This is a genomic window from Streptomyces sp. NPDC107517 (assembly GCF_055582645.1).
The window spans coordinates 96,187-122,366 of the sequence record NZ_JBVJPM010000015.1 but is presented as its reverse complement, the minus strand read 5'-3'; the positions used below and the strand labels follow the sequence as shown (position 1 = coordinate 122,366).

General features: G+C 70.1%; 18 protein-coding genes. 14 read left to right on the top strand and 4 right to left on the bottom strand.

Features of this window, described 5'->3' with window-relative positions:
• Positions 1-114 precede the first annotated feature (114 nt).
• On the top strand, positions 115-1,401 hold the full coding sequence (gene clpX, locus ACZ67T_RS30040; RefSeq protein WP_266564255.1) for an ATP-dependent Clp protease ATP-binding subunit ClpX: 1,287 nt from the start codon (positions 115-117) through the stop codon (positions 1,399-1,401).
• An 81-nt stretch (positions 1,402-1,482) separates the two neighbouring features.
• On the opposite strand, the gene ACZ67T_RS30035 is transcribed toward clpX, so the two are convergent.
• Positions 1,483-2,457 (bottom strand): hypothetical protein, encoded by a 975-nt coding sequence (locus tag ACZ67T_RS30035; protein WP_469988125.1) that lies wholly within the window; start codon positions 2,455-2,457, stop codon positions 1,483-1,485.
• 185 nt (positions 2,458-2,642) lie between these two features.
• Between ACZ67T_RS30035 and ACZ67T_RS30030 the strand changes: the two genes are divergently transcribed.
• Positions 2,643-5,273, top strand: coding sequence for a valine--tRNA ligase (locus ACZ67T_RS30030; RefSeq protein ID WP_469988124.1), 2,631 nt, complete (start codon positions 2,643-2,645; stop codon positions 5,271-5,273).
• A gap of 108 nt (positions 5,274-5,381) precedes the next feature.
• Here ACZ67T_RS30030 and ACZ67T_RS30025 read toward each other — a convergent pair whose 3' ends face one another.
• Both ACZ67T_RS30025 and ACZ67T_RS30020 read right to left on the bottom strand, forming a co-directional pair.
• Positions 5,382-6,032, bottom strand: a complete 651-nt coding sequence (locus ACZ67T_RS30025; RefSeq protein WP_469988123.1) for a hypothetical protein — start codon at positions 6,030-6,032, stop codon at positions 5,382-5,384.
• Positions 6,033-6,150: 118 nt separating this feature from the next.
• On the bottom strand, positions 6,151-7,149 hold the full coding sequence (locus ACZ67T_RS30020; protein WP_469988206.1) for a rod shape-determining protein: 999 nt from the start codon (positions 7,147-7,149) through the stop codon (positions 6,151-6,153).
• Positions 7,150-7,282: 133 nt separating this feature from the next.
• Here ACZ67T_RS30020 and folC point away from each other — a divergent pair, with 133 nt between their 5' ends.
• The 10 genes from folC to ACZ67T_RS29970 all read left to right on the top strand — a co-directional run bounded on the left by folC (position 7,283) and on the right by ACZ67T_RS29970 (position 19,905).
• Positions 7,283-8,794, top strand: coding sequence for a bifunctional tetrahydrofolate synthase/dihydrofolate synthase (gene folC / locus ACZ67T_RS30015; protein WP_469988122.1), 1,512 nt, complete (start codon positions 7,283-7,285; stop codon positions 8,792-8,794).
• A 6-nt stretch (positions 8,795-8,800) separates the two neighbouring features.
• Positions 8,801-9,154 (top strand): DUF4233 domain-containing protein, encoded by a 354-nt coding sequence (locus tag ACZ67T_RS30010; protein ID WP_469988121.1) that lies wholly within the window; start codon positions 8,801-8,803, stop codon positions 9,152-9,154.
• 49 nt (positions 9,155-9,203) lie between these two features.
• Positions 9,204-9,617, top strand: coding sequence for a nucleoside-diphosphate kinase (gene ndk, locus ACZ67T_RS30005; RefSeq protein WP_100594213.1), 414 nt, complete (start codon positions 9,204-9,206; stop codon positions 9,615-9,617).
• Positions 9,618-9,932: 315 nt separating this feature from the next.
• Positions 9,933-10,952, top strand: coding sequence for a rod shape-determining protein (locus tag ACZ67T_RS30000; RefSeq protein WP_059131610.1), 1,020 nt, complete (start codon positions 9,933-9,935; stop codon positions 10,950-10,952).
• A 144-nt stretch (positions 10,953-11,096) separates the two neighbouring features.
• A complete protein-coding gene (gene mreC / locus ACZ67T_RS29995; RefSeq protein ID WP_469988120.1) occupies positions 11,097-12,047 on the top strand; it encodes a rod shape-determining protein MreC in 951 nt (316 codons plus the stop codon).
• A gap of 12 nt (positions 12,048-12,059) precedes the next feature.
• A complete protein-coding gene (gene mreD, locus ACZ67T_RS29990) occupies positions 12,060-12,734 on the top strand; it encodes a rod shape-determining protein MreD (protein WP_469988119.1) in 675 nt (224 codons plus the stop codon).
• A 46-nt stretch (positions 12,735-12,780) separates the two neighbouring features.
• Complete coding sequence (gene mrdA / locus ACZ67T_RS29985; protein ID WP_469988118.1) at positions 12,781-14,961, top strand: penicillin-binding protein 2; 2,181 nt, start codon at positions 12,781-12,783, stop codon at positions 14,959-14,961.
• Positions 14,962-14,965: 4 nt separating this feature from the next.
• On the top strand, positions 14,966-16,162 hold the full coding sequence (gene rodA / locus ACZ67T_RS29980) for a rod shape-determining protein RodA (RefSeq protein WP_469988117.1): 1,197 nt from the start codon (positions 14,966-14,968) through the stop codon (positions 16,160-16,162).
• 262 nt (positions 16,163-16,424) lie between these two features.
• Entirely contained in the window at positions 16,425-17,921 is a 1,497-nt protein-coding gene (locus ACZ67T_RS29975; RefSeq protein ID WP_469988116.1) for a CYTH and CHAD domain-containing protein, read from the top strand.
• A gap of 49 nt (positions 17,922-17,970) precedes the next feature.
• Positions 17,971-19,905: a TIGR03960 family B12-binding radical SAM protein gene (locus ACZ67T_RS29970; protein WP_469988115.1), complete on the top strand. Its 1,935-nt coding sequence runs from the start codon at positions 17,971-17,973 to the stop codon at positions 19,903-19,905.
• A 64-nt stretch (positions 19,906-19,969) separates the two neighbouring features.
• Here the strand turns inward: ACZ67T_RS29970 and ACZ67T_RS29965 are convergent, their stop codons facing one another.
• Positions 19,970-23,101, bottom strand: a complete 3,132-nt coding sequence (locus ACZ67T_RS29965; RefSeq protein ID WP_469988114.1) for a phosphocholine-specific phospholipase C — start codon at positions 23,099-23,101, stop codon at positions 19,970-19,972.
• Between the two features lie 182 nt (positions 23,102-23,283).
• Between ACZ67T_RS29965 and ACZ67T_RS29960 the strand changes: the two genes are divergently transcribed.
• Together ACZ67T_RS29960 and ACZ67T_RS29955 are read left to right on the top strand one after the other, a co-directional pair.
• A complete protein-coding gene (locus ACZ67T_RS29960; RefSeq protein ID WP_469988113.1) occupies positions 23,284-25,227 on the top strand; it encodes a hypothetical protein in 1,944 nt (647 codons plus the stop codon).
• A gap of 46 nt (positions 25,228-25,273) precedes the next feature.
• Positions 25,274-26,080 carry a TIGR03936 family radical SAM-associated protein gene (locus tag ACZ67T_RS29955; protein WP_469988112.1) on the top strand — a complete coding sequence of 269 codons (807 nt, stop codon included), beginning with the start codon at positions 25,274-25,276 and terminating at the stop codon, positions 26,078-26,080.
• Positions 26,081-26,180: the final 100 nt, after the last annotated feature.

The window sequence follows — 26,180 nt, the reverse complement described above, 5'->3', positions numbered from 1 at the left end:
TCAAAGTGAACCGTGCCAAGGGGGGCCCGAACGGGGGGCCCGGCAAGGTACCGTCGGATACAGGCACCAGGAGCCGCTTACGCGAGCGTCTCCCAGGCGAAGGGGAAGCACCTCGTGGCACGCATCGGTGACGGCGGCGATCTGCTCAAGTGCTCGTTCTGCGGAAAGAGCCAGAAGCAGGTCAAGAAGCTCATCGCAGGCCCCGGTGTGTACATCTGCGACGAGTGCATCGACCTCTGCAACGAGATCATCGAGGAAGAGCTCGCGGAGACGAGCGAGGTCCGCTGGGAAGAACTTCCCAAGCCTCGCGAGATCTACGAGTTCCTCGAGGGCTATGTCGTCGGCCAGGAGGCCGCGAAGAAAGCCCTCTCGGTCGCTGTGTACAACCATTACAAGCGGGTCCAGGCCGGTGAGAACGGCGGAGCCCAGGGACGCGACGACGCGATCGAGCTGTCGAAGTCCAACATCCTGCTCCTGGGCCCCACGGGCTCGGGCAAGACCCTCCTGGCCCAGACCCTGGCCCGCATGCTGAACGTTCCGTTCGCCATCGCCGACGCGACGGCGCTGACGGAGGCCGGCTATGTGGGCGAGGACGTCGAGAACATCCTCCTGAAGCTGATCCAGGCGGCCGACTACGACGTCAAGAAGGCCGAGACCGGGATCATCTACATCGACGAGATCGACAAGGTCGCCCGTAAGAGCGAGAACCCGTCGATCACGCGCGATGTGTCCGGTGAGGGCGTCCAGCAGGCCCTGCTCAAGATCCTCGAGGGGACCACGGCTTCCGTCCCGCCCCAGGGCGGCCGCAAGCACCCCCATCAGGAGTTCATCCAGATCGACACGACGAACGTGCTGTTCATCGTGGGCGGCGCGTTCGCCGGCCTGGAGAAGATCATCGAGTCGCGGGCGGGTGCCAAGGGCATCGGCTTCGGCGCGACGATCCACTCCAAGCGCGAGCTGGAGGAGAAGGACCAGTTCCAGGAGGTCATGCCGGAGGACCTGGTGAAGTTCGGGATGATCCCCGAGTTCATCGGCCGTCTCCCCGTCATCACCTCGGTCCACAACCTGGACCGCGAGGCGCTCCTCCAGATCCTCCTGGAGCCGCGCAACGCCCTGGTGAAGCAGTACCAGCGCCTCTTCGAACTCGACGGCGTGGAGCTGGACTTCGAGCGTGAGGCCCTGGAGGCCATCGCCGACCAGGCCATCCTGCGCCGCACCGGCGCGCGCGGCCTGCGCGCGATCATGGAGGAAGTCCTCCAGTCCGTGATGTACGAGGTCCCCTCCCGCAAGGACGTGGCGCGCGTCGTCATCACGGCAGAGGCCGTTCACTCGAACGTGAACCCGACGCTGATCCCCCGCGACGCCCGTGGCTCGGGCAGCGGAGAACAGAAGTCGGCGTAGCGCGTACGTGAGACACAGGAAGGGCCCCGGTCGGATGACCGGGGCCCTTCTCTCATGCTGTGTCCTACGCGCCGTACGAGGTCAGGACTTGACGCGGACCTCGCCGCGGAGCTTGGTCGACGTGTCGGCGGCGGCCTTCAGGTCCGCGCTCTTGCCCGTCATGGCCGTCGCGAGGTCGACGGGGATGACGATGCCGAGCGTGCTGTGGTCACCCCAGATGCAGACCGGCATCGACATCTCCTTGGGAGCGGAGGAGGTCTCGCCGCTGCTGGGCGTGTCGTTCTTGATCTTCGTCTCCTGGCACTTCATCACCGCGCCGTCGGAGTCGAAGCTCTGCGGGCTGCCGACCAGCTCACCGGTGTCGGACTTGTCCGTCGAAGAGTTCTTCTTCATCTCGGCGAACATGCCGTCGACGACCTTCTCCGGGTCGGAGATCTCGCCGTACACGCCCATGAACTTCAGGTACTTGGCCGCGAGAGGGTTCGTCTTGGCGTCGCCGGCCTGGTAGTCCGCGCCGACGCCCTGGGCGTTCTTGACGCCGTTCTTCTCGGCGTCCTTGACGTCCTTGTCGCTCATGCTGGAGTCGTCGCCGCTCGCCGACTTCTTGTACTCCCCGAGCACCGTCGCCGGCGTCGTCAGCTTGTGCGGGCCGTCGTCCGCCACGGACGAGCCGCCCCCACCGAACACGAAGTACGCGCCCACGCCGATCGCCGCGACCACGGCCACCGCGCCGATGATCAGGCCCGTCTTCTTCTTGCCGCCCTGGGGCGGGCCGGGGGGCGGAGGGACCTGCCCGTAGGGGACCTGGGGCTGCTGGCCGTAGGGGCCCGGCTGCTGAGGCTGGCTGTAGCCGCCGGGCTGGCCGTACGGCTGCTGCGGCTGGCCGTACGGGGGCTGCTGCGGCGGCACGCCCTGCGGGGCCTGCTGCGGGTAGCCGTAGCCGGGCTGGGGCGCGGCCGGGGGCTGCTGCCCGTAGGGGCCCGGCTGCTGCTGGCCGTAGGGTCCGGGCTGCTGAGGCTGCTGCCCGCCGTACGGGCCCGGCTGGTTGTAGCTCATTTCTGGGGTTCCCTCCCGATGCTTATGCGTTCCGAACATCCTGGCGGAAGGTGACCGTGTGTGGGGAACCCAGGGTCGGATCGGTGCCATGTTGTTGAAAGGTTGTGCCAGACGGCCGGGGCGGCCGCCGCGGCGCACGGGAATCCGGTTTCGGGGCACCCCTGCCGCGCCTCTAAACTGGGCCCGTGACCGAGAACACTCAGCAGCAGAATCCAGCGCCCACCACCGAACTGCCGACCCAGTACGCGCCGGCCGAGGTAGAGGGGGCGCTGTACGAGCGCTGGGTAGACCGGGGTTACTTCACCGCTGACGCGAACAGCGAGAAGGAGCCGTACACGATCGTCATCCCCCCGCCGAACGTCACGGGCGCGCTCCACCTGGGCCACGCCTTCCAGGTCACGCTCATGGACGCCCTCACGCGCCGCAAGCGCATGCAGGGCTACGAGACGCTGTGGCTGCCCGGCATGGACCACGCCGGCATCGCGACCCAGAACAAGGTCGAGCAGCAGCTCGCCGAGGAGGGCAAGTCCCGCCAGGACCTGGGCCGCGAGGCGTTCACCGACCGCGTGTGGCAGTGGAAGGACGAGTACGGCGGCCGGATCCTCGGCCAGCTGCGCCGCCTCGGCGCGGGCCTCGACTGGTCGCGTGAGCGCTTCACGATGGACGAGGGCCTGTCGAAGGCCGTCCAGACCATCTTCAAGAACCTGTACGACGACGGGCTCATCTACCGCGCCGAGCGCATCATCAACTGGTGCCCGCGCTGTCTGACGGCGATCTCGGACATCGAGGTCGACTACCAGGACGACGACGGAGAGCTCGTCTCGCTGAAGTACGGCGAGGGCGACGAGACGGTGGTCGTCGCCACGACCCGCGTCGAGACCATGCTCGGTGACACCGCCGTCGCGGTGCACCCCGACGACGAGCGGTACGCGCACCTGATCGGCAAGCGCATCAAGCTGCCGCTCACGGACCGCACCATCCCGGTCGTCGCCGACACGCACGTCGACCCCGAGTTCGGCACCGGCGCCGTCAAGGTGACGCCCGCGCACGACCCGAACGACTTCGCGATCGGCCAGCGGCACGACCTGGAGTCCATGACGATCATGGACGAGCGCGGTGTCATCACCGTGCACGGTCCCTTCCAGGGCCTCGACCGCTTCGAGGCGCGCTCCGCGATCGTCGCCGCCCTGCGCGAGCAGGGCCGCGTCGTCGCCGAGAAGCGTCCGTACGTCCACTCCGTCGGCCACTGCTCGCGCTGCAAGACCACCGTCGAGCCGCGCCTGTCGCTGCAGTGGTGGGTCAAGGTCGACACGCTCGCCCAGGCCGCCGGTGACGCGGTCCGCGACGGGCGCGTCGCGCTCCACCCGAAGGACATGGAGAAGCGCTACTTCGACTGGGTCGACAACCTCAACGACTGGTGCATCTCACGCCAGTTGTGGTGGGGCCACCGGATCCCCGTCTGGTACGGGCCGGACGGCGAGGTCGTGTGCGTCGGCCCCGACGACCCGATCCCCGGCACGGAGGCGGAGGGCTGGACCCAGGACGAGGACGTCCTCGACACCTGGTTCTCGTCCGGCCTGTGGCCGTTCTCCACGCTCGGCTGGCCGGAGAAGACCCCGGACCTCGAGAAGTTCTACTCGACCGACGTCCTGCTGACCGGCCACGACATCATCTTCTTCTGGGTCGTCCGGATGATGATGTTCGGCCTGTACGCCATGGAGGACCAGGTCCCGTTCAAGACCGTCGCCCTCACCGGTCTCGTCCGCGACGAGTTCGGCAAGAAGATGTCGAAGTCGAACCCGAACGCGGTCGACCCGATCGACTGGATGGACGCGTACGGTTCCGACGCCGTGCGTTTCACCCTGGCCACCGGCGCCAACCCCGGTGCCGACGTGCCGATCGGCGAGGACTGGGTCAAGGCCTCCCGTAACTTCGCCAACAAGATCTGGAACGCGACGCGTTTCGCGCTGATGAACGGCGCGACCGTCGAGGGACCGCTGCCGGCGCCCGAGGCGATGACGGCGACGGACCGCTGGATCCTGTCCCGGCTGAACAAGACCGTCGCCGAAGTCGACGCCTTCTACGACGACTTCCAGTTCGCCAAGCTCTCCGACGCCCTCTACCACTTCGCGTGGGACGAGGTCTTCGACTGGTACGTCGAGCTGTCGAAGACGACGTTCTTCGAGGGCGGCGAGCAGGCGAAGGTCTCGGGCCGTGTCCTGGGCGAGGTCCTCGATGTGATGCTGCGTCTGCTGCACCCGATCGTCCCCTTCGTCACCGAGACGCTGTGGACGACGCTGACGGGTGGCGAGACGCTGGTGACCGCCGAGTGGCCCCAGGACAGCGGCTTCCGTGACGACGCCGCCGAGCGCGAGATCGAGACGCTTCAGCAGGTCATCACCGAGGTCCGGCGCTTCCGTTCCGACCAGGGCCTGCAGCCCGGTCAGCGCGTGCCGGCCCGCCTCGACCTCGACGGCACCGCGCTCGCCCCGCACGAGGCCGCCATCCGGCAGCTTCTGCGGCTGCAGCCCGAGGGTGACGCGTTCTCGGCCACCGCGACGCTGCCGGTCGCCGGCGCGCAGGTCGCGCTCGACCTGTCCGGCACGATCGACGTGGCGGCCGAGCGGAAGCGGCTCGCCAAGGATCTGGCCGCCGCCGAGAAGGAGAAGGCCCAGGCCACGGGCAAGCTCGGCAACGAGGCGTTCCTCGCCAAGGCGCCGGACGCCGTCGTCGACAAGATCCGCGGGCGTCTCGCCAAGGCGGACGAGGACATCGCCCGTATCCAGCAGCAGCTGGAGCGGTTGCCTCAGGCCTGACGCGTCCGACGTGCTCCGACGCGTCCGCCGCGCCTGACGTGTGGCGAAGGCCCCCCGGGATCCTCTCGGTTCCGGGGGGCCTTCGCGTTTCTTCGGGCGGCAGCGGCTTTATGCACGCAGCCCCAGGCGTTGCAGCTCCGCGTCCGCCAACGCGTCCAGGACCACCGGGTCCGCCTCTCGCCAGCCCTTCGCGAGGGAGCCGGGGCCGGGATCAGGGAGGACGTCCAGGTCCGGGTCCGGGTCCTGGTCCGCGTCCTGGTCCGGGTCTGCGTCCGCGTCCTGGTCCGGGGTTCCGCCGTGGGCGGCCGGGAGCAGTTCCGCCGTTGCCGCGAGTTCGTCCAGCGGGCGCAACAGCGCTCTCAGCGCCAGCAGTTCACGGCCGTCCTCCGTCGAGGCCAGCTCCTGCGCTGCCGCCGCCTGGCGCGTCCAGCGGATGCGGCGGGGCAGCCACACCGTGAGCATCAGGCCCACCGGGATCACGAAGAGCGCCACCGCGCCCAGGACCGCGAGGACCTGTGCGGCCGCCGGACCCTGCGGGGCCGGTGCCGCGCTCACGATCCTGTCGCCCGCGCGGGCCACGCCCCGCAGCGCTCCGTCCACCGAACTGCCGAGGAGCGGGATACGGGGGCGGTGCTGCGCCGGCTGTGCCAGCCGGTGCGCCGCCAGCGCCGCCGCTGCCCACAGCGCGATCCACAGCAGGGCGGCGCCGTCGCCCAGGAGTTGGAGTGCGCGGCGGCCGGGGTTGTGTGCGTACCACATGGTGCGATTGGACCTTCTCCGTACGGGGGTGGGGGCGCACCGCGCCGGGGGGTCTCCCGGCGTCCCCGGTTCGGGTCAGCCCTCGGTGGCCCCCACGCACCCTTCCGTCCGGGCCCGCTTACGCCGCCGTGAGCAGGCGCTGGAGCGAGTCGAAGTCCTCCACGCACTTGCCGCAGCCCAGCGCCACGCTGTCCAGCGGGGCCTCGGCCGGGAAGACCGGGATGCCGGTGGCCTCCGCCAGGCGCAGGTCCAGGCCGGGCAGCAGCGCGCCGCCGCCCGTCAGCACGACGCCGTGCTCCATGACGTCACCGGAGAGCTCCGGCGGGCACTCCTCGAGGGTCGCCCTGAGTGCAGAGACGATCGCTTCGACAGGGGAGTTGAGGGCTTCCCGGACCTCCTGGGTGGTGAGCGTCGCGGTGTGGGGGAGGCCGGCCAGCCGCCGGCGGCCTCGTACCGTGAAGGTGCCCGTTTCGGAGAGTTCCTCGGACGGGGCCGCGGAGCCGATGGCCAGCTTGACCGCCTCCGCGGTGCGTTCGCCGATCAGCAGGCCGTGTTCCTTGCGCACGTGGGCCGTGATCGCGTCGTCCATGCGGTCGCCCCCGACACGCAGGGACTGTGCGGTGACGATGCCGCCCAGCGAGATCACCGCGACCTCCGTGGTGCCGCCGCCGATGTCCACCACCATCGAGCCGCGCGCCTCGGCCACCGGGAGGCCCGCGCCGATCGCCGCGGCCAGGGGCTCCTCGATGACGTGGACCGCCCGGGCCCCGGCTCGCTGTGCCGCGTGGACGATCGCCCGGCGCTCCACCGGGGTGACTCCGCCGGGGACACAGATGACCATGCGGGTCCTGGGGCGGCGGCCCGGGACCGCCTTGCGGACGAAGTGGCGGAGCATCTCCTCCGCCGCCTCGTAGTCACTGATCACACCGTCGCGAAGGGGGCGGACCGCGGTGATGGAGCCCGGGGTCCGGCCGAGCGTCTCCTTGGCCTCGGCGCCCACGGCGACGGTCGTCCTGTTCTGTTTCAGCGCTACTACGGAGGGCTCATTGAGCACGATCCCCTTGCCGCGTACGTAGAGAAGGGTGTTGGCGGTGCCGAGATCGATGCCTATGTCCATGATCGCCAAGTTTGCAGGGTGATGCTGTGGTCCGGATGGACCAAGGTCCCGAAACGGACGGGCCGAAAGTCCCTGACCTGCCGGGTGGGGTGCGGGCCGGGCCGTGTCGGTGGTTCTCCGTAGACTGGCTTGTGTGAGTGAGCTCCCCCCGCGCGACAGCGGCGAATCCGACGGCTTCGACGACATCGTGGACGCCGAGACCGAGCGTGACCCCGATCTGGCACTGATCGAGGCCGGCAGCCGTACCCTCCGCACGCAGGGGGGTGCTCCGCAGGGGGACGGCGTGCCCGCGCGGCCGCAGGACCCCGAGGTGGCCGAGGCCCTGCGAGAGGTCGAGGCCGAACTCGCGGGGCGGTGGGGCGAGACCAAGCTGGAGCCGTCCGTCTCGCGCATCGCCGCTCTGATGGACGTGCTCGGCGACCCGCAGCGCGCCTATCCCTCGATCCACATCACGGGGACGAACGGCAAGACGTCCACGGCCCGCATGATCGAGGCGCTTCTCGGCGCATTCGAGTTGCGTACGGGGCGTTATACGTCTCCGCACGTTCAGTCGATCACCGAGCGCATCAGTCTCGACGGCGCGCCGATCGACTACGAGCGGTTCATCGAGACCTATCGGGACATTGCCCCGTATGTGGAGATGGTCGACCAGAAAGAGGAATTCCGGCTTTCCTTTTTCGAGGTGCTTACGGGGATGGCGTACGCCGCCTTCGCCGACGCACCGGTGGACGCGGCCGTCGTCGAGGTCGGGATGGGCGGAAGCTGGGATGCCACCAATGTGATCGACGCGTCGGTGGCCGTCGTGACGCCCATCGATCTGGATCACACGGACCGGCTGGGCTCCACCCCGGGCGAGATCGCCCAGGAGAAGGCCGGGATCATCAAGCAGGGCGCCACGGTGATCATGGCGCAGCAGCCCGTCGACGCCGCTCAGGTGCTCCTGAAGAAGGCCGTCGAGGTGGACGCGACCGTGGCCCGCGAAGGGCTCGAGTTCGGCGTCGTCTCCCGCCAGGTCGCCGTGGGCGGGCAGCTGCTGACCCTGCGCGGGCTCGGCGGCGAGTACGACGGGATCTTCCTCCCGCTGCACGGTGCCCACCAGGCGCACAACGCGGCCGTCGCGCTGGCCGCCGTCGAGGCCTTCTTCGGGATCGGGGCCGAGCAGGCCCGGCTCCTCGACCTGGACACCGTCCGCCGGGCCTTCGCCGGCGCCACCTCGCCCGGCCGGCTGGAGGTCGTGAGGCGTTCGCCCACCGTGGTGCTCGACGCCGCGCACAACCCCGCCGGCGCCCGCGTCACCGCCGAAGCCATCAGCGAGGTCTTCGACTTCAGCCGGCTGGTGGGTGTCGTCGGATCGAGCGGTGACAAGAACGTGCGCGGGGTGCTCGAGGCCTTCGAGCCGATCTTCGCCGAGGTCGTCGTCACCCAGAACTCCAGCCACCGCGCGATGGACGCCGACGAGCTCGCCGCCATCGCGGTCGAGGTCTTCGGGGACGAGCGCGTGCAGGTCGAGCCCCGCCTCGACGACGCTCTCGAGGCCGCCATCACGCTGGCCGAGGAAGAGGGCGAGTTCTCCGGTGGCGGCGTGCTCGTCACCGGCTCCGTGATCACTGTCGGCGAGGCCCGGCTGCTGTTGGGGAAGGGCTGATTCGCTGTGCGCGTGCTGTGTTCATCGACCCTGATCGGTGAGTTTCTCGTCATCGGCTTCGCCGGGCTCGTCGCCATGAAGGACCCCGACCTCTCGGGCGGGGTCGTGTGGGGCGTGTGCGGGGTCGCCATGCTGCTGTCCGTGCTGCTGTGCGGGGCGCTCGGGCGGCGCGGCGGCATCGAGCTGGGATGGGTGCTTCAAGCGGCGCTCGTCGCCAGCGGGTTCGTCGTGCCGATGATGTTCATCCTGGGTCTCTGTTTCGCCGGGCTGTGGTGGGCCTCCGTTCACTTCGGGCGCAAGATCGACGAGGCCAAGGCGCGATGGGCCGCCCAGGCCGAGGCCGGAAGTAACGCCGCGTAGCCATGCCCGGTATCGTGCGGGCATCCCACGAAGATTTTGGAGCCGCACCATGAGTCAGCGCACCCTTGTCCTTCTCAAGCCCGACGCCGTCCGCCGTGGACTCGTCGGCGAGATCATCGGCCGCATCGAGCGCAAGGCCGGCTGGACGATCAGCGCGCTGGAGCTGCGGAACCTGGACCAGGACACCCTGGAGCAGCACTACGGCGAGCACAAGGGCAAGCCCTTCTACGAGCCGCTGGTCGCCTTCATGGCGTCCGGGCCCGTGGTCGCTCTCGTCGTCGAGGGCGAGCGGGTCATCGAGGGTGTGCGTCAGCTGGCCGGCCCGACCGACCCGATCGCCGCCGCGCCCGGCTCCATCCGCGGTGACTTCGGCACCATCGTGCGCGAGAACCTGATCCACGCCTCGGACTCGGAGGAGTCGGCCGAGCGCGAGCTGAAGATCTTCTTCCCTGGACAGGTGTAGTCCGGTCCGTGAGACCGTAAAGTTCTTTTTCTGACACTGCGTCAGTCACGGAGCGCTGCTGAACGGGGGCGGCCGGAGAAATTCGGCCGCCTTTTGGCATATGCGCCCCCATTGGGGGAACGCAACACTCCGTCGGCACGTCCCCATTAGCGGAGCGGGGATTCATCTGCTGACAATGGCGAAGACCCTCGCGCCGTGTTCGTGCAGGCGAGACTACGATGTAAGCCTCCACGCCACTCGCACCCACCTCGCCTACCTAACAAGCCATCAAACGCTCCACTTGGGAAGGCCAGACGAATCCTGATGGGGAACTCAATGTCGTTCATCGGCCGTGACATGGCTGTCGACCTCGGGACCGCCAACACGCTGGTGTACGTCAGGGGTCGCGGGATCGTACTCAACGAGCCGTCCGTCGTCGCGATCAACACCAACACCGGCGGCATCCTCGCCGTCGGTGCCGAAGCCAAGAAGATGATCGGCCGCACGCCCGGCAACATCGTCGCCGTGCGACCGCTGAAGGACGGCGTGATCGCCGACTTCGAGATCACCGAGCGCATGCTCCGCTACTTCATCCTGAAGATCCACAAGCGGCGCTACCTCGCTCGTCCCCGTGTCGTGGTGTGCGTGCCCTCCGGCATCACCGGAGTCGAGCGGCGCGCGGTCATCGAGGCCTCCTCGCAGGCCGGTGCCCGCCAGGTGCACATCATCGAGGAGCCCATGGCCGCGGCCATCGGCTCCGGCCTCCCGGTCCACGAGGCCACGGGCAACATGGTGGTCGACATCGGCGGCGGCACCACCGAGGTCGCGGTGATCTCGCTCGGCGGAATCGTCACAGCACAGTCCATCCGGGTCGCCGGGGACGAGCTGGACAACGCGATCATCCAGCACATCAAGAAGGAGTACTCGCTGCTTCTTGGTGAGCGGACTGCCGAGCAGATCAAGATCACGATTGGCTCCGCGTACGACCTCGACTCCGACGAACACACCGAAATCCGCGGGCGCGACCTCGTGTCCGGACTTCCGAAGACCGTCGTCATCTCGGCCGCCGAGGTGCGCAAGGCGATCGAGGAACCGGTCAACGCGATCGTCGACGCCGTCAAGACGACGCTGGACAAGTGCCCGCCCGAGCTGTCGGGTGACGTCATGGACCGGGGCATCGTGCTCACCGGCGGCGGCGCCCTGCTGCGCGGCCTCGACGAGCGGCTGCGCCGTGAGACCGGCATGCCGATCCACATCGCCGAGGACCCCCTCGACAGCGTGGCGCTCGGCTCCGGCAAGTGCGTCGAGGAGTTCGAGGCGCTCCAGCAGGTGCTGGACGCCCAGCCGCGCAGATGACCTGACGCGAGACGTCCGCCGTACGAGTGCCTGCCACTTCGTGCGGCGGATCGTTGATATATAGGCAAGGCGTAAGAATTCCCCATAACCTGCGGTACCTCAGGTTTCCGCAGAATCCGATTGAGGAAGGCACGGCCGCCGCACGTGAGGGACACACGAGAGAGCCGGCTGCTCCTGGTGCTGCTGATCGCCATTGCGTTCGCACTGATCACGGTGGACATCCGTGGTGGGGAGGACTCGCCGGTCGACGGTGCCCGCCAGGCCGCCGCCACGGTCTTCGGCCCCGTGGAGAACGGCGTCTCCAGCGCAGTCGACCCGATCGGCAACGCCATAGCTGCCGTCAAGGACTCCGGTGAGCGGCACAACCGCGTCAGCGAACTGGAGCGCGAGAACGCAGCCTTGAAGGCGAAGCTCGGCAGCGACGACCGCAACCGAAGCAAGATCCGCCAGCTCGACTCCATGCTGAAGACGGCCGGCGCAGGGCAGTACGGCATCAAGGGGGCCCAGGTCATCGCCATAGGAGCAGCCCAGGGTTTCTCCTGGACCGTCACCATCGACGCCGGCGCCAACGACGGCCTCAAGCGCGACATGACCGTCCTGAACGGGGACGGGCTCGTGGGGCGCGTCACCACCGTCGGACCGAACACCGCGACCGTCCTGCTCGCCAACGACCCCGACTTCACCGTCGGCACCCGCATGGAGCGCACCGACGAGCTCGGCTTCGCCTCCGGACAGGGCGACCGGCCGCTGCGCGTACAGCTCCTCAACGGCAAGGCCAAAATCAAGAAGGGCGACCGTCTGGTGACCTTCGGGTCCCAGGCCGACAAGCCGTTCGTGCCCGGCGTGCCGGTGGGGCAGGTGGTGCGCGTCGATCCGGCCGGTGGCGACCTGACCCGGACGATCTATGTGAAGCCGTACGTCGGATTCACCAAGCTCGACGTCGTCGGCGTGGTCGTGCAGGCTCCGCGCACCGATCCGCGCGACGAGGTGCTGCCGACCAAGCCGGCCAAGCCCAGGCCGACGCCCACCGTGACCGTCACGGCCACGCCGTCCGGGCCCCCGGCCGGCGCCGGCGGCATCGACGACGAGCAGTAGGAGCTGGATCTCATGCGCTTCAACCGGTTGCTGCTCTCCGCCCCCCTGGTGATCGTCGCCCTGGTGGTCCAGGTGTGCGTACTCGCCCGTCTCCAACTGCCCGGCGCCGTGCCGGATCTCGTGCTCCTGACCGTCGTCGGTCTCGCCCTCGTGTACGGCCATGTCGGCGGCGCGTTCATCGGGTTCGGCGCGGGTCTGCTCGCGGACCTCGCGCCGCCCGCCGATCACGCCGCCGGGCGCTACGCCCTCGTGCTGTGCGTCGTCGGCTATCTCGTCGGCCTCGCCAAGCCGGACAACGGCCAGCTCAGGTCGGCCTTCGGCCCGATGGTCGTGGTCGTCGCCGCGGCTGTCGGCTCGACCCTGCTCTACGCGGGCGTCGGGGCCCTCGTCGGTGACACCGCCGCCCGCCATGTGGGCATCGGCAGCCTGCTGTTCACGGCCGCGCTCTACGATCTGCTCCTCGCGCCGTTCACCGTCCCGTTCATCATCGCCCTGGCCAGACGGGCCGAGAACGATCCGCTCGCCGATTCCTCGCCCGGCGCCGGCAGGGCGACCGACGTCACCGCCGGCTGGCTCTCCTCCGGTACGGGGCTGCGCATCGGCAACCAGCGCGGCGGACTCCGCCTGAAGGCCGCCAGGGCGCGCACCGCGCGGGCCGGCCGCATCAAGGGGGTCAAGCGCCTGTGACCGCCGCGCACATCACCGCGTACACGCACTGAGAGGGGGAGGCAGCATGACCAACATTCCCGAGACCGGGCGGACCCCACGCGTCCAGATCCGGCTCGTCATTCTCCAGATCCTGGTCCTGTCCCTCCTGCTCACCCTCGGCGGCCGCCTCTGGTACCTCCAGATCCGCAACGGCGCCGAGTACGCCAAGGAGGCCTCCGGCAACCACGTCCAGCAGGTCGTCAGCCCGGCCGTGCGCGGCTCGATCCTGGACGCCCGCGGTGTGCCGATCGCCGACAACGAGACCCGCCTGGTCGTCTCCGCGTCCCGCACGGACCTGATGAAGATGCCCGACGACGGCAAGGCCGTACTGGCCAAGCTCGCCGACGTGCTGGGGATGAAGTCCAAGGACATCACGGAGAAGGTCCGCCTCTGCGACGCCAAGACGCCGCAGCCCTGCTGGAACGGCTCGCCCTACCAGCCCATCCCGATCACGGACGAGGCCACGCCCAAGCAGGCACTCCAGATCCGCGAGCGCTCCGAGGACTTTCCCGGCATCACCGCCGAGCCCGAGGCCGTGCGCCGCTACGCGGGGCCGGGCGGCACCAACACCGCGCAGGTCCTCGGCTACCTCTCGCCCGTCACCGACGCCGAGATCGAGAAGGCCAAGGACTCCTCGTCGCCGTATCTGCGCTCCGACCAGGTCGGCCGCTCCGGCCTCGAGCGCACCTACGACAAGGAGTTGCGCGGCAAGGCCGGCGTCACCCGCTACGAGGTCGACAACCTCGGCCGCGTCATCGGGCGCGCCAAGAGCGACGAGGCCGAGCCCGGCGCCAACGTCGTCACCTCGATCGACGCCCGCGTGCAGGGCGTCGCCGAGCGCGAGCTGAACGAGGCGATGAAGACCGCCCGCCAGCAGTTCGACAAGATCACCGGCGAGAACTACAAGGCCGACTCCGGCGCGGTCGTCGTCATGGAGGCCAAGACCGGCCGGATCGTCTCCATGGCGTCCGCACCGTCGTACGACCCGAACGTCTGGATCGGCGGCATCTCCGCCAAGGACTACAAGCAGCTCACCGGCAAGGGCTCCGACTACCCGCTGCTCAACAGGGCCATTCAGGGGCAGTCCGCGCCCGGTTCGACGTTCAAGGTGATCTCCACGGCCGCCGCGGCCGAAGCCGGCTACAAGTGGGACGGCGGCTACCCCTGCACCAGCTCCTACTCGGTCGGCGGCCAGGTCTTCAAGAACTTCGAGGGGGAGAACTTCGGCCCCATCTCTCTCGGCCGCGCGCTGGAAGTCTCCTGCGACACCGTCTTCTACGGCCTCGCCGACCGGGAGTGGAAGAGGGACGGCGGCATCAACCCGAAGAAAACCCCCAAGGACTACTTCTACAAGGCCGCCCACCAGTTCGGCCTCGGCAAGACCACCGGCATCGACCTTCCCAACGAGGTCACGGGCCGCGTCCCCGACCGTCAGTGGAAGAAGGCCTTCTGGGAGGCCAACAAGGACAGCTGGTGCAAGACCGGCAAGAAGGACGGCAGCTACGTCGAGAAGATCGCCTACGAGAACTGCCTCGAGGGCAACAAGATGCGCGAGGGCGACTCGATCAACTACTCCATCGGCCAGGGCGACACCCTCCTCACGCCGATTCAGGAGGCCATGATCTACGGGGCCCTCGCCAACGGCGGCACCGAGTACGTCCCGACCATCGGCAAGGCGATCATCAGCGCCGACGGCAAGAACGTCAGGGAGATCAAGCCCCGGGTCAAGGCCAAGCTCCCGATCACCAAGGCGACCCTCAAGGGCATGGACGACGCCCTCGCCGGCGTCGTCACCCGCGGTACCGCCGCCTGGAAGTTCGGCGGCTGGCCCCAGGACAAGATCCCGCTGCACGCCAAGACCGGCACCGCCGAGGTCTACGGCAAGCAGACCACGTCATGGCTGGCCACCTACTCCAAGGACTACTCGGTCATCATGACGATCTCCCAGGCCGGTACGGGCTCCGGAGCCTCCGGTGAGGCCGTCCGCAAGATCTACAACGCGCTGTACGGCGTCGCCGCCGACGGCACGATCGACAAGAAGAAGGCCCTGCTGCCCTCGCCGGAGAAGAACCTGCCGAAGATCCATCGGGACGGTTCGATCGACGCGCCGACCATCAAGCCCTACAAGCCCGCCGACCCGAGCCCGTCCCCCACACCGGAACTGGCGGCGGTCCTCGGCACCCCGTTGACCGGAAGGCGGCACTGACACCATGGCCGGTACCAACGGTTTCTCCGTCTCCGGGTACGGACCCGAGCGCTCCACCCTGTCCCGGCTCATGGCCAGGGACTCGGTGATACGCCGCCTCGACTGGCCGATCCTCCTGTCGTCGCTCGCCCTGTCCCTGATCGGCTCGGCGCTCGTCTACTCGGCGACCCGCAACCGCACCGTGATCAACCAGGGCGACCCGTACTACTTCCTGTTCCGGCACCTCATGAACACCGGCATCGGCTTGGCCCTGATGATCGGCACGATCTGGCTCGGTCACCGCACCCTGCGCACGGCCGTGCCGATCCTCTACGGCGCCTCGGTCTTCCTGATGCTGCTGGTGCTGACCCCGCTCGGCGACACGATCAACGGACAGCGCAACTGGCTGTCCGCGGGCGGAGTGTCGCTCCAGCCCGCCGAGTTCGCCAAGATCACGATCATCCTGGGCATGGCGATGCTGCTGGCCTCACGGGTCGACGCGGGCGACAAGCAGTACCCCGACCACCGCACGGTGCTGCAGGCGCTGGGCCTCGCTACCGTCCCGATGCTCGTCGTGCTGCTCATGCCCGACCTCGGCACGATCATGGTCGCGGCCGTCATCGTGCTCGGTGTGCTGCTCGCCTCCGGCGCCTCCAACCGCTGGGTGTTCGGCCTGCTCGGCGCGGGTGTGCTCGGCGCGATCACCGTCTGGCAGCTGCACGTCCTCGACGAGTACCAGATCGCCCGCTTCGCGGCCTTCGCCAACCCGGCGCTCGACCCGGCCGGCGTCGGCTACAACACCAACCAGGCCCGTATCGCGATCGGCTCGGGCGGCCTGACCGGCACCGGCCTCTTCCACGGCTCCCAGACCACCGGCCAGTTCGTCCCCGAGCAGCAGACCGACTTCGTCTTCACCGTGGCCGGCGAGGAGCTCGGCTTCGCCGGAGCCGGGCTGATCCTGCTCCTGCTCACCGTCGTCCTGTGGCGCGCCTGCCGCATCGCCCGCGAGACGACCGAGCTCTACGGCACGATCGTCGCCGCCGGGATCATCGCCTGGTTCGCCTTCCAGGCCTTCGAGAACATCGGCATGACGCTCGGCATCATGCCGGTGGCGGGCCTGCCCCTGCCGTTCGTGTCGTACGGAGGATCGTCCATGTTCGCCGTCTGGGTGGCGATCGGGCTGCTCCAGTCGATCCGCGTGCAGCGGCCGATGTCGGCGTAGGGACGCAGGACGAGACAGCCCTCTGCCGGAGCCGGGTACGTACCCGGCTCCGGCAGAGGGCTGCCCATATGACCGAATGGCGACTAAATTCGGTTCGTGACTCCTCCGCCCTGCGAGCAGGGCGGCTTCTCACTCAGCTCCATCGAGTTTCATGACGGCCAAGCCCTGACCGCTACCCGAGGGCAGGTGCACAACGTAGAGCGCATCGGCATCGGCGTCACTGATACGGACTGGTGGTCACTCGAAGGGAGCGGGAGGACCGATGGCGGAGACGAAGCGCGAGATCGAGCGCAAGTACGAGGCGCCTGTGGCGGACGAAGGCTTCGGGCTGCCGGATCTGAGCCGTGTCGCCGGGGTCTCGGCCGTCGTCGACCAAGGCGTCGTCGACCTCGACGCCGTCTACTACGACACCGTCGACCAGCGCCTCGCGGCCGCCTCGATCACCCTGCGTCGCCGCACCGGCGGCGCCGACGCGGGCTGGCACCTCAAGCTCCCCGTCTCCCTCGCCGAGGGCGTACGGGACGAGATCCGGGCCCCGCTCTCCGACGACGTGCCCCGCGACCTCACCGGCCTCGTGCGCTCCCGGGTGCGCGAGGCCGATCTCGTACCCCTGATGCGGCTGCGCTCCTCGCGTGACGTCCACGACCTCACCGACGCCGACGGCGCGCTCCTCGCCGAGGTCAGCGTCGACGGCGTACGGGCCGAGCGGCTCAGCGGCGGGGCCGGCGCCGCCGCCTGGACCGAGATCGAGGTCGAGCTGGCGGACGGCGGCGACCCGGCGTTCCTCGGCAAGGTGGAGAAGAAGCTCCGCAAGGCGGGCGCGAGCCGCTCGGCCTCCACGTCGAAGCTCGCGAGGGCGCTCACGGAGACCGGCATCGGCCCGCGCCCGTCCCGGCCCGCCGAGGACCCCGAGACCCCCGCCGACCACGTCCTCGCCTACCTCAGGGCCCAGCGCGACGCGATCGTCGACCTCGACCCCGCCGTCCGCCGCGACCTGCCCGACGCGGTGCACCAGATGCGGGTCGCCACCCGCCGGCTGCGCAGCGCCCTGCGCTCGTACCGCAAGATCCTCGACCGCGCCGTGACGGATCCGATCGGCGACGAGCTGAAGTGGCTCGCCGGTGAGCTCGGTCTCGACCGCGACCAGGAGGTCCTGACCGAGCGGCTGACCGCGGACCTCGACGAACTGCCGCGCGAACTGTCCATCGGCCCCGTCCGCACCCGGCTGCGCACCTGGTCGCGGGCCCGGCGCTCCGGATCGCGCCGCCATCTGATCGCCGTACTCGACGGCAAGCGCTACCTGGCGCTCCTCGCCGTTCTCGACGCACTCGTGGACACGCCACCGCTGCGGAGCAAGCAACCGAAGAACGCCCTGGCCAAGGCCGTGCGGCGGGACTACATGCGGCTCGCGGGCCATGTCGATGAGGCGCTCGACATGGATCCCGGCCCGGCGCGCGACCTCGCCCTGCACGGCGCCCGCAAGGCCGCCAAGCGCGCCCGGTACGCGGCCGAGGTCGCCGCGCCGGCGCTCGGCGACCGGGCGAGGGACGCCGGCAAGCACGCGAAGGCGGTGCAGAGCCTGCTCGGCGAGCACCAGGACAGCGTGATGGCGCGCGAGGCGCTGCGCGACCTGGCGGCGCAGGCTCACGCGGCGGGGGAGAGTTCTTTCACATACGGGCTGCTGTACGGGCGCGAGGAGGCGCTCGCGGAGCGGGCCGAGGCGGAGCTGCCACCGCTGTGGGCGAAGGCTGTCTCCTGACCGAGTTACGCTTGACAGTCATCCCTGTCAGCTCACGAAGGTCCCGGGTATGCCTGCCGAAGCCGCAGAGTCGGTTTTTCCACAGCTCGAAGCTTTGCTCCCGCATGTGCAGAAGCCGATCCAGTACGTGGGCGGTGAGCTCAATTCCACCGTCAAGCCGTGGGAGAGCTCCGACGTCCGCTGGGCGCTGATGTACCCGGACGCCTACGAGGTCGGGCTCCCGAACCAGGGCGTCATGATCCTCTACGAGGTGCTGAACGAGCGTGAGGGCGTCCTCGCCGAGCGCACGTACAGCGTGTGGCCGGACATGGAAGCGCTGATGCGCGAGCACAAGGTGCCGCAGTTCACCGTGGACTCGCACCGGCCGCTCAAGGCGTTCGACGTGTTCGGGCTCTCCTTCTCCACCGAGCTCGGCTACACGAACATGCTCACGGCCCTGGATCTCGCCGGCATCCCGCTGGCGGCCAAGGACCGCACGATCGACGACCCGATCGTCCTCGCGGGCGGCCACGCGGCCTTCAACCCCGAGCCGATCGCCGAGTTCATCGACTGCGCCGTCATCGGTGACGGCGAGCAGGCCGTCCTCGACATGACGGAGATCATCCGCGCCTGGAAGGCCGAGGGGTGCCCCGGCGGCCGCGAGGAGGTGCTGTTCCGCCTCGCGAAGACGGGCGGCGTCTACGTCCCCGGGTTCTACGACGTCGAGTACCTGCCGGACGGCCGCATCGGCCGCGTCGTGCCGAACAGGTCCGGTGTGCCGTGGCGCGTCAGCAAGCACACCGTCATGGACCTCGACGAGTGGCCGTACCCGAAGCAGCCCCTCGTCCCGCTCGCCGAGACCGTCCACGAGCGGATGTCCGTCGAGATCTTCCGCGGCTGCACCCGCGGCTGCCGTTTCTGCCAGGCCGGCATGATCACGCGCCCCGTGCGGGAGCGAAGCATCACCGGCATCGGCAACATGGTCGAGAAGGGTCTCAAGGCGACCGGGTTCGAGGAGGTCGGCCTGCTCTCGCTGTCCTCCGCCGACCACTCCGAGATCGGTGACATCGCGAAGGGCCTCGCCGACCGCTACACCGAGGACAAGATCGGCCTGTCGCTGCCGTCGACCCGCGTGGACGCGTTCAACGTCGACCTGGCGAACGAGCTCACGCGCAACGGCCGCCGCTCCGGCCTGACCTTCGCCCCCGAGGGCGGCTCCGAGCGCATGCGCAAGGTCATCAACAAGATGGTCTCGGAAGAGGACCTCATCCGGACGGTCGCGACGGCGTACGGCAACGGCTGGCGCCAGGTGAAGCTGTACTTCATGTGCGGCCTGCCCACCGAGACCGACGAGGACGTCCTCCAGATCGCCGACATGGCGATGAACGTGATCCAGAAGGGCCGCGAGGTCTCCGGCCAGAACGACATCCGCTGCACGGTCTCCATCGGCGGCTTCGTGCCCAAGCCGCACACGCCGTTCCAGTGGGCCCCGCAGCTGTCCGCCGCCGAGACGGACGCCCGCCTGGGGAAGCTCCGCGACAAGATCCGCGGCGACAAGAAGTACGGCCGTTCCATCGGCTTCCGCTACCACGACGGCAAGCCCGGCATCGTCGAGGGCCTGCTCTCCCGCGGTGACCGCCGCATCGGCTCCGTCATCCGCGCGGTCTACGAGGACGGCGGCCGCTTCGACGGCTGGCGCGAGCACTTCAGCTACGACCGCTGGATGGCCTGCGCCGAGAAGACGCTGCCCGAGTTCGGCGTGGACGTCGACTGGTACACGACGCGTGAGCGCACGTACGAGGAGGTCCTGCCGTGGGACCACCTGGACTCGGGCCTCGACAAGGACTGGCTCTGGGAGGACTGGCAGGACTCGCTCGACGAGACCGAGGTCGAGGACTGCCGCTGGACTCCGTGCTTCGACTGTGGCGTGTGCCCGCAGATGGACACGCACATCCAGGTCGGCCCGACGGGCAAGAAGCTGCTGCCGCTGACGGTCGTCAAGTAACGCAGGAACAGCGCGAGTCGAGGGGCCGGGACGCCGATGGCGGTGTCCCGGCCCCTCACGCATGTCACGCCGTGAACGGCTTGTCGTCCACGCGGACGTGGTCGACCGCCCAGTACCAGTTGTTGCCCGCGTCGTACATGCGGAACTTCAGGGTGACCGACTTCGCGCCCGCCGGCACCGCGAGTTCCTTCGTCACGAAGGTGTTCTCGGCGTCGTGGCCCGCGTTGTCGTTGCCCGTCGCGTCGGCGCTGTAGTAGAGGAGACGCGTCTCCTCGCCCGTGTCGAAGACCGCCGTCACCGCCGCCTTCTGCGGGGCCTCCTGGCGGTAGTGCGAGTCGAAGGCGACGTACAGCTTCGACGTGCCGGACGGGACCGGGACCGCGGGGGAGACCAGCGTCGAGTCGAACCTGCCCTTCGTCGACGGCGCTCCCGTGTCGTCCCAGTCGTCCGGGTCGGCGACCGCGATGACGCCGAGCGCACGGCCGAAGCCGCCCCGGTCCTGCCCCGCCGGTGACCAGGCCCGCTTGGTGTGGAACGTCCAGCCCTGGAGGCGGGCGGTGCCCTGCGGCATACCGGTCGCGTTCACCACGGACCAGCCCTTCGGGGCCTTCGCCGTCCAGCCGATGACCCCCGACACCGGCTCCAGAGAGTCCGCCACCGACTCGAAGTCCTCGCCGAGCAGATGACCCGCCATCGACGGGGCGGTACGCGCCGAGACCTCGCCGTCGGCCAGGACGAACCGTTCGCCGGACCGGGCCCGCGCCGTCACGAGCAGCCGGTACGCGGCCGTGCCCGACAGCTCGCCGGGGACCTGCACCTCCCACTCGGCGGTCGCCGACGCGCCCGCCGCGAGCGAGGCGGGCGGCGCCGAAACCGCCTTCACCGCCCAGCCCTTGGGCACCACCGGGTGCACCTCGATCGCGGACACGGCGGTCTTCGCGTCGAAGCGTGCGCGCACGCGGGCGGCCTTGCCGGGGACCAGGATCGCCTCGTCGATCGTCGTCGACGCGGCCTCGAGCGACACCGTGACACCGAGTGCGTCGGGCAGCCCCATCGCGGGGTCGGTGACGCCTTCGAGCCTGCCGGGGACCCGGCCCGCGTACCGGCGCAGGAAGCCGGGCTCGTCGCGGACGGTGACGGCCACGTCGTACCAGCCCTCGCGCGGCACGCGGATCCGGACGGTGCGGTGCGCGCCCGCGCCGACGCGGAACTCGCGGGTGCCGCCGCCGTAGGCCAGGTCACCGACGACGAACGTGCGGGCGGTGCGGGCGTGGTTGGTGAGCTCGACGTCGGCGTCGCGGCCGTCGTCGGCGAGGTCCAGGTGCGCCTCGTACGAGCCCGCCGCGTCGCCGCGCAGCTGCCACAGGGCGCCGTTCGGCCCGTGGACGCGCAGGTCGTAGCCGTTGTCGCCGGGGCTCCACACGTCGGACAGCTTCGACTTGGGGCTCAGCGTGTAGTGCCTGGGCGCGATGCCGGGCTCGGGGTACACCGCGAGGACGGCGCCCTGACGGCCGTGGTTGGCCAGGTCCAGAGTGACCTTGCCGCCGCGCACCCGGGGCGTGACCCGCAGGTCGTACGGGGTGGGGCGGGCGGTGCGGCTGCCGCGCTGCTGCTCGGGCAGGAGCTGCGGCTCGGGCACGGTGGGCGCGGGCAGCTTGCCGGTGTCGGTGACCTTCTGGCGGTTGCCGCTGGTGTCGGGCAGCGTGGGCCACGACGGGTTCTTGCCGGAGAAGTCGAAGACGTCGGTGAGGTCGCCGGTGACCTCGCGGCGCCAGGGGCTGATGTTGGGCTCGTGCACCCCGAAGCGCTTCTCCAGGAACTGGATGACGGACGTGTGGTCGCACACCGTCGACGCCACGGCGCCGCCGCGCGTCCACGGCGACACGACGATCATCGGTACGCGCATGCCGAGCCCGAGCGGGAAGGGCCCCGCGGCCTTCGTCTCACCGGCGGGGAGCGTGTCGGACCAGGTCAGTTGCCCGTCGGCACCCTTCACGCGGTACTGGCCCTGCTGGTTGACGGGCCGGTAGAAGGACGAGCTGCCCTTGCTGACCCGCACCACGACCTCGCCGTCGGGCGTCACGGTCGACCGGCCGCGGCCCTCGGCGACCGGCGGCACGGGTGCGACCAGGTGGTCGTAGAAGCCGCCGTGCTCGTCGTAGTTCAGGATGAACGCGGTCTTGGCGAAGACCTCGGGGTTGTCGGCGAGCGCGGACAGCAGACGCGCCGTCAGATCCTCGCCGTGCGGCGGCGCGTAGCTGGCGTGCTCGGACAGGGCGGCCGGCGCGACGAGCCAGGAGACCTGCGGCAGCGTGTCGTTCTTCACGTCCTCCGCGAACGCGGCGACCAGCGCGTCACCCATCGCCCACGGGTCGTTCGTCTGCGCCGGGTCGCCGACCTTCTTCATGCCCTTCTCGTACAGCGCCTCACCGGGCTCGGCGGAGCGGAAGGTGTTGAACCAGGCGAGCGCGTTGTCGTCGAAGTTCTCCTGCGCCTGGTACGTCTTCCAGGAGATCCCCGCCGCCTCCAGCCGCTCCGCGTACGTCGTCCACTCGAAGCCGGGCTCCTGGTTGTCGACGACGGCGATGTCGCGCACGGTGCCGCCGCTGGTGCCGGTCATCAGGTGCTCGCGGTTGGGGTTGGTGCTGGTCTCGGTCGAGCAGTAGTAGTGGTCGCAGATGGTGAATACCGAGGCGAGCGCGTTGTAGAAGGGCATGTCCGCGGGCTCGTAGTAGCCCTGGCCGAGCCAGCCGCTGCCGCGCCGGGTGACGTAGCCGTCGGCTACGCCGTCGTTGCGGGCGTTCATCGAGTCGCCGAACCCGAAGGCGGCGGCGCCCTGCTGGTACGCGCTGGTGTGCGCGGCGTTCATCGCGAACGGCGCGAGCCAGCCCTCCGCGCGCGCAGGGTCGGGCTGGTGGAACACGGGCTTGCCGTTGATCCCGCGCACGGCGGCGCGGTCGCCGAACCCCCGTATCCCCTGCATCGTGCCGAAGTAGTGGTCGAACGACCGGTTCTCCTGCATGAACACCACGACGTGCTGGATGTCCTCCAGCTTGCCGGGCCTGCCCGGCGCGGCGAGCGCGGTGCGCAGGCTCAGCGGCAGCGCGGCCAGCACACCGGCGGCCGCGGCGCCGCCGATGAGGGTGCGACGGGAGAGTTCGGGTCTGTCCTCGGGGTGCGGCGAGCTCGTGCTCATCGGCGGTGTCCTCCAACGTCCTTCTGCGAGCGGCCTGTTTGGCCCAGACCCGTTATGAATACGAGACAGAAGTGGCCGGGGCCAGAGGTGTGCGTGAAGTTCCCATGACGCGGATCCGTATGCCGCGCTCCGGCGTCTGTGAAGGCATGGACTGGGAGAGGCGCCCGACGCCCGCGGAGCACGTGACCGCTGAACGCCCGCCCGAGGGCTGCCTCGTGGTCGCGATCCGCATCCCGGTGCGCATCGTCGTCCTGGTCCTCGTCGTACCGGTCCGCCTGGCCTGGGACGCCCTCGCCGCCGGCGGTCGCCTCGCCTGGCGGAAAGGTCTCGTGCCCCTGGCGCGCGGGGCGGGCCGGCTCCTGCACGCGGTGTTCGTGGTGCCGCCGGTGTGGCTGTGGACGCGAGTCCTCGCCCCGGCGGGCCGGGCCATGGGCGCGGCACTCAGATGGCTGGGCCGGGCGTTGTTCGTGTGGCCGTGGGTGGCGCTGTGGCGTCACGTCCTGACGCCGTTCGGCCGGGGTTCCGTCGTCGCGCTGAGGTGGCTGGGCAAGGCGCTCTTCGTCCGGCCCTGGGTGGCGCTCTGGCGCTATGTGCTCGCGCCGGCCGGCCGAGCGGTGCGGGCCGCGGCGCTGTGGCTGTGGTGGAAGGGCGTCGTGGCGTCGGTCGCCTGGTGGTACCTCCACGTGATGACCCGGCTCGGACACGGCTTCGCACGACTGGGGCGGGCTGTCTGGGCGGGGCTTGCGGGGGTGGGGCGGGGGCTCGCGTGGCTGGGTTCGTGGGTCTGGGCGGGGCTTACGGCGGTCGGGCGGGGGGCTGCCCGGCTGGGTTCGTGGGTGTGGGCGGGCCTGTTGGTGGTCGGGCGGGGGATCGCGTGGCTCGGCTCGCGGGTCCGGGCCGCGCTTACGGCTGTAGGGCGTGGAGTCGCTCGGGTGGCGCGCGGTGCGTGGGCGGGAGCCGCCGCCGTCGCGCGCGGGGCCGCCTGGCTCGGCTCGCGGACGTGGGACGGGCTTGTCGCGGTCGGGCGGGGGATCGCCTGGGTGGCCAGCGGCGTCCGGTCCGGGCTCGTCGTCCTGGGGCGCGGCCTCTCCGCGGGCGGCGGGTGGCTGCTGCGGGCCTTGTTCGTGTGGCCATGGGTGTGGCTGTATGCGCGGGCGCTCGTGCCACTGGGGCACGGCATCGCCTGGCTGGCCCGGGGAGTGGCGGCCGCCGGTCGCGCTCTCGGCGCGGGCGCCGTGGCGCTTGTGCGGCTCCTCGTCGTCGTCCCGTCCGTGTGGCTCTTCGCACATGTCCTCACCCCCCTCGGGCGCGGCGTCGCACTCCTCGCGAAGGGCTCCACGGCCGCCGCGGTCTGGCTCGCCAAGGCCGCGTTCGTCTGGCCCTGGGTCTGGCTCCACGTCCACGTGCTCGCGCCGGTGGGCCGTGCAACTGTCGTGCTGGGCAGGGCAGTTGGCGCCGCCTTCGGCGTCACCGCGCGAGCGCTCGGCGCCGGTCTCGTGTCGCTGGGCAGGGCTCTCTTCGTGTGGCCGTGGGTCGCGCTGTGGCGGTACGCGCTCGCGCCGGCGGGGCGTGGGGCCGCCCGGCTCGGAAGGCGCGCTGGGGCCGCACTGCTGTGGGCGGGGCGCGGGCTCGGGGCCGTCGTCGTCACCCTCGTACGGTGGATCTTCGTCCTGCCGGCGGTCGCCCTCTGGCGCCGGGTGCTCGTGCCCGTCGGGCGCGCGGTCGTCGTCCTCGTACGGGAGACCGGTGACGCGCTCGGGCACGCGTGGCGTGTCGCCGGACACATCTCCCGGGCCGTCGGACGGCTCCTCGGCCGACTCCTGCGGTGGATCTTCGTGGACCCGGTGCGCTGGGCGTACCGCGCTGTGTGCACCCCGCTGGGACACCTCGTACGGGACTCCGTATGGCGGCCCGCGGCCAGGGCGGCCAAGGACGCGGGAGCCGCCGCGCGCCAGGCCCTCGCGGCGGCGCGGGAGAGCGTGCGTCAGGCCAGGGCAGACGTCCGCAAGGCGCTTTTCGGAGCGAAACGGGCGGAGCCTCAAGCGCTGGTCAAGGACCGGCGGGAACCTGGCGCGCCTCAGGCACGTACTCTAGGTAGCAGTACGACCGCACTCACGAAGGACTAGAACACTGGGCAAGCGACAGCCCGAAGGCCCGCCGCCCGCACCCGCGGTGCAGCGCATCCGACTGCGCTACACCAAGCGCGGCCGCCTCCGGTTCACCAGCCACCGTGACTTCCAGCGCGCCTTCGAGCGTGCGCTGCGCCGCGCCGAGGTGCCCATGGCGTACTCGGCGGGGTTCACGCCGCACCCGAAGGTGTCGTACGCCAATGCCGCACCCACCGGCACGGGCAGCGAAGCCGAGTATCTGGAGATCGCGCTCACCGAAGCGCGCGATCCGGAAACGCTGCGCGAGCTCCTCGACGAGTCGCTCCCCACCGGGCTCGACATCATCGAGGCCGTCGAGTCGCGCACCTCGGGCCTCGCCGACCGGCTCACCGCATCCGTCTGGGAGCTGCGGCTCGACGGCGTCGAGGCCGCTGAGGCCGAGGCCGCCGCGGGCGCGTTCGTCGCGGCGGAGGCCGTCGAGGTCCAGCGAAGGACGAAGAACGGGATGCGGACGTTCGACGCCCGCGCCGCCGTCGTGAGCCTCGAGGCCGTCGAGGCCCCGCAGGCGCACGAGGACCTGGCTGATAGGCCGACCGACAAGGCCTGTGCGATACTGCGCCTGGTTGTTCGGCACGTGACGCCTGCCGTTCGACCCGACGACGTCCTGTCCGGTCTCCGAGCTGTGGCCGACCTGGCGCCGCCGGTCCCCGCAGCGGTGACCAGGCTGGCGCAGGGGCTTTTCGATGAAGAGACCGGCACGGTGACCGACCCGCTCGCGCCCGACCGCGAGGCAGTCGAGGCCGCACCTCCCGCAAGCGGGGGGAGCGCCGCAGCTGCCGCCGCGACGGCGCCGGTGCCAGGTTCCGCGTAAGGACGGTCGTCGAAGCGCCGCCCTCGTACTCGGGAGCCACCTGGGTCGGGCAGCGCACGAACCCAAGGACTTTCGCCAGGCCGTACGCACACATGGCGTA

What these genes read in the sequence shown, in the direction of transcription:
- ACZ67T_RS30025 (WP_469988123.1), bottom strand. Translation starts at nt 6,032, where the DNA reads ATGTGGTACGCACACAACCCCGGCCGCCGCGCACTCCAACTCCTGGGC.
- ACZ67T_RS29965 (WP_469988114.1), bottom strand. Translation starts at nt 23,101, where the DNA reads ATGAGCACGAGCTCGCCGCACCCCGAGGACAGACCCGAACTCTCCCGT.
- mrdA (WP_469988118.1), top strand. Translation starts at nt 12,781, where the DNA reads ATGACCAACATTCCCGAGACCGGGCGGACCCCACGCGTCCAGATCCGG.
- ACZ67T_RS29975 (WP_469988116.1), top strand. Translation starts at nt 16,425, where the DNA reads ATGGCGGAGACGAAGCGCGAGATCGAGCGCAAGTACGAGGCGCCTGTG.
- ACZ67T_RS30035 (WP_469988125.1), bottom strand. Translation starts at nt 2,457, where the DNA reads ATGAGCTACAACCAGCCGGGCCCGTACGGCGGGCAGCAGCCTCAGCAG.
- ACZ67T_RS30000 (WP_059131610.1), top strand. Translation starts at nt 9,933, where the DNA reads ATGTCGTTCATCGGCCGTGACATGGCTGTCGACCTCGGGACCGCCAAC.
- ndk (WP_100594213.1), top strand. Translation starts at nt 9,204, where the DNA reads ATGAGTCAGCGCACCCTTGTCCTTCTCAAGCCCGACGCCGTCCGCCGT.
- rodA (WP_469988117.1), top strand. Translation starts at nt 14,966, where the DNA reads ATGGCCGGTACCAACGGTTTCTCCGTCTCCGGGTACGGACCCGAGCGC.
- ACZ67T_RS29970 (WP_469988115.1), top strand. Translation starts at nt 17,971, where the DNA reads ATGCCTGCCGAAGCCGCAGAGTCGGTTTTTCCACAGCTCGAAGCTTTG.
- mreD (WP_469988119.1), top strand. Translation starts at nt 12,060, where the DNA reads ATGCGCTTCAACCGGTTGCTGCTCTCCGCCCCCCTGGTGATCGTCGCC.
- ACZ67T_RS30020 (WP_469988206.1), bottom strand. Translation starts at nt 7,149, where the DNA reads ATGGACATAGGCATCGATCTCGGCACCGCCAACACCCTTCTCTACGTA.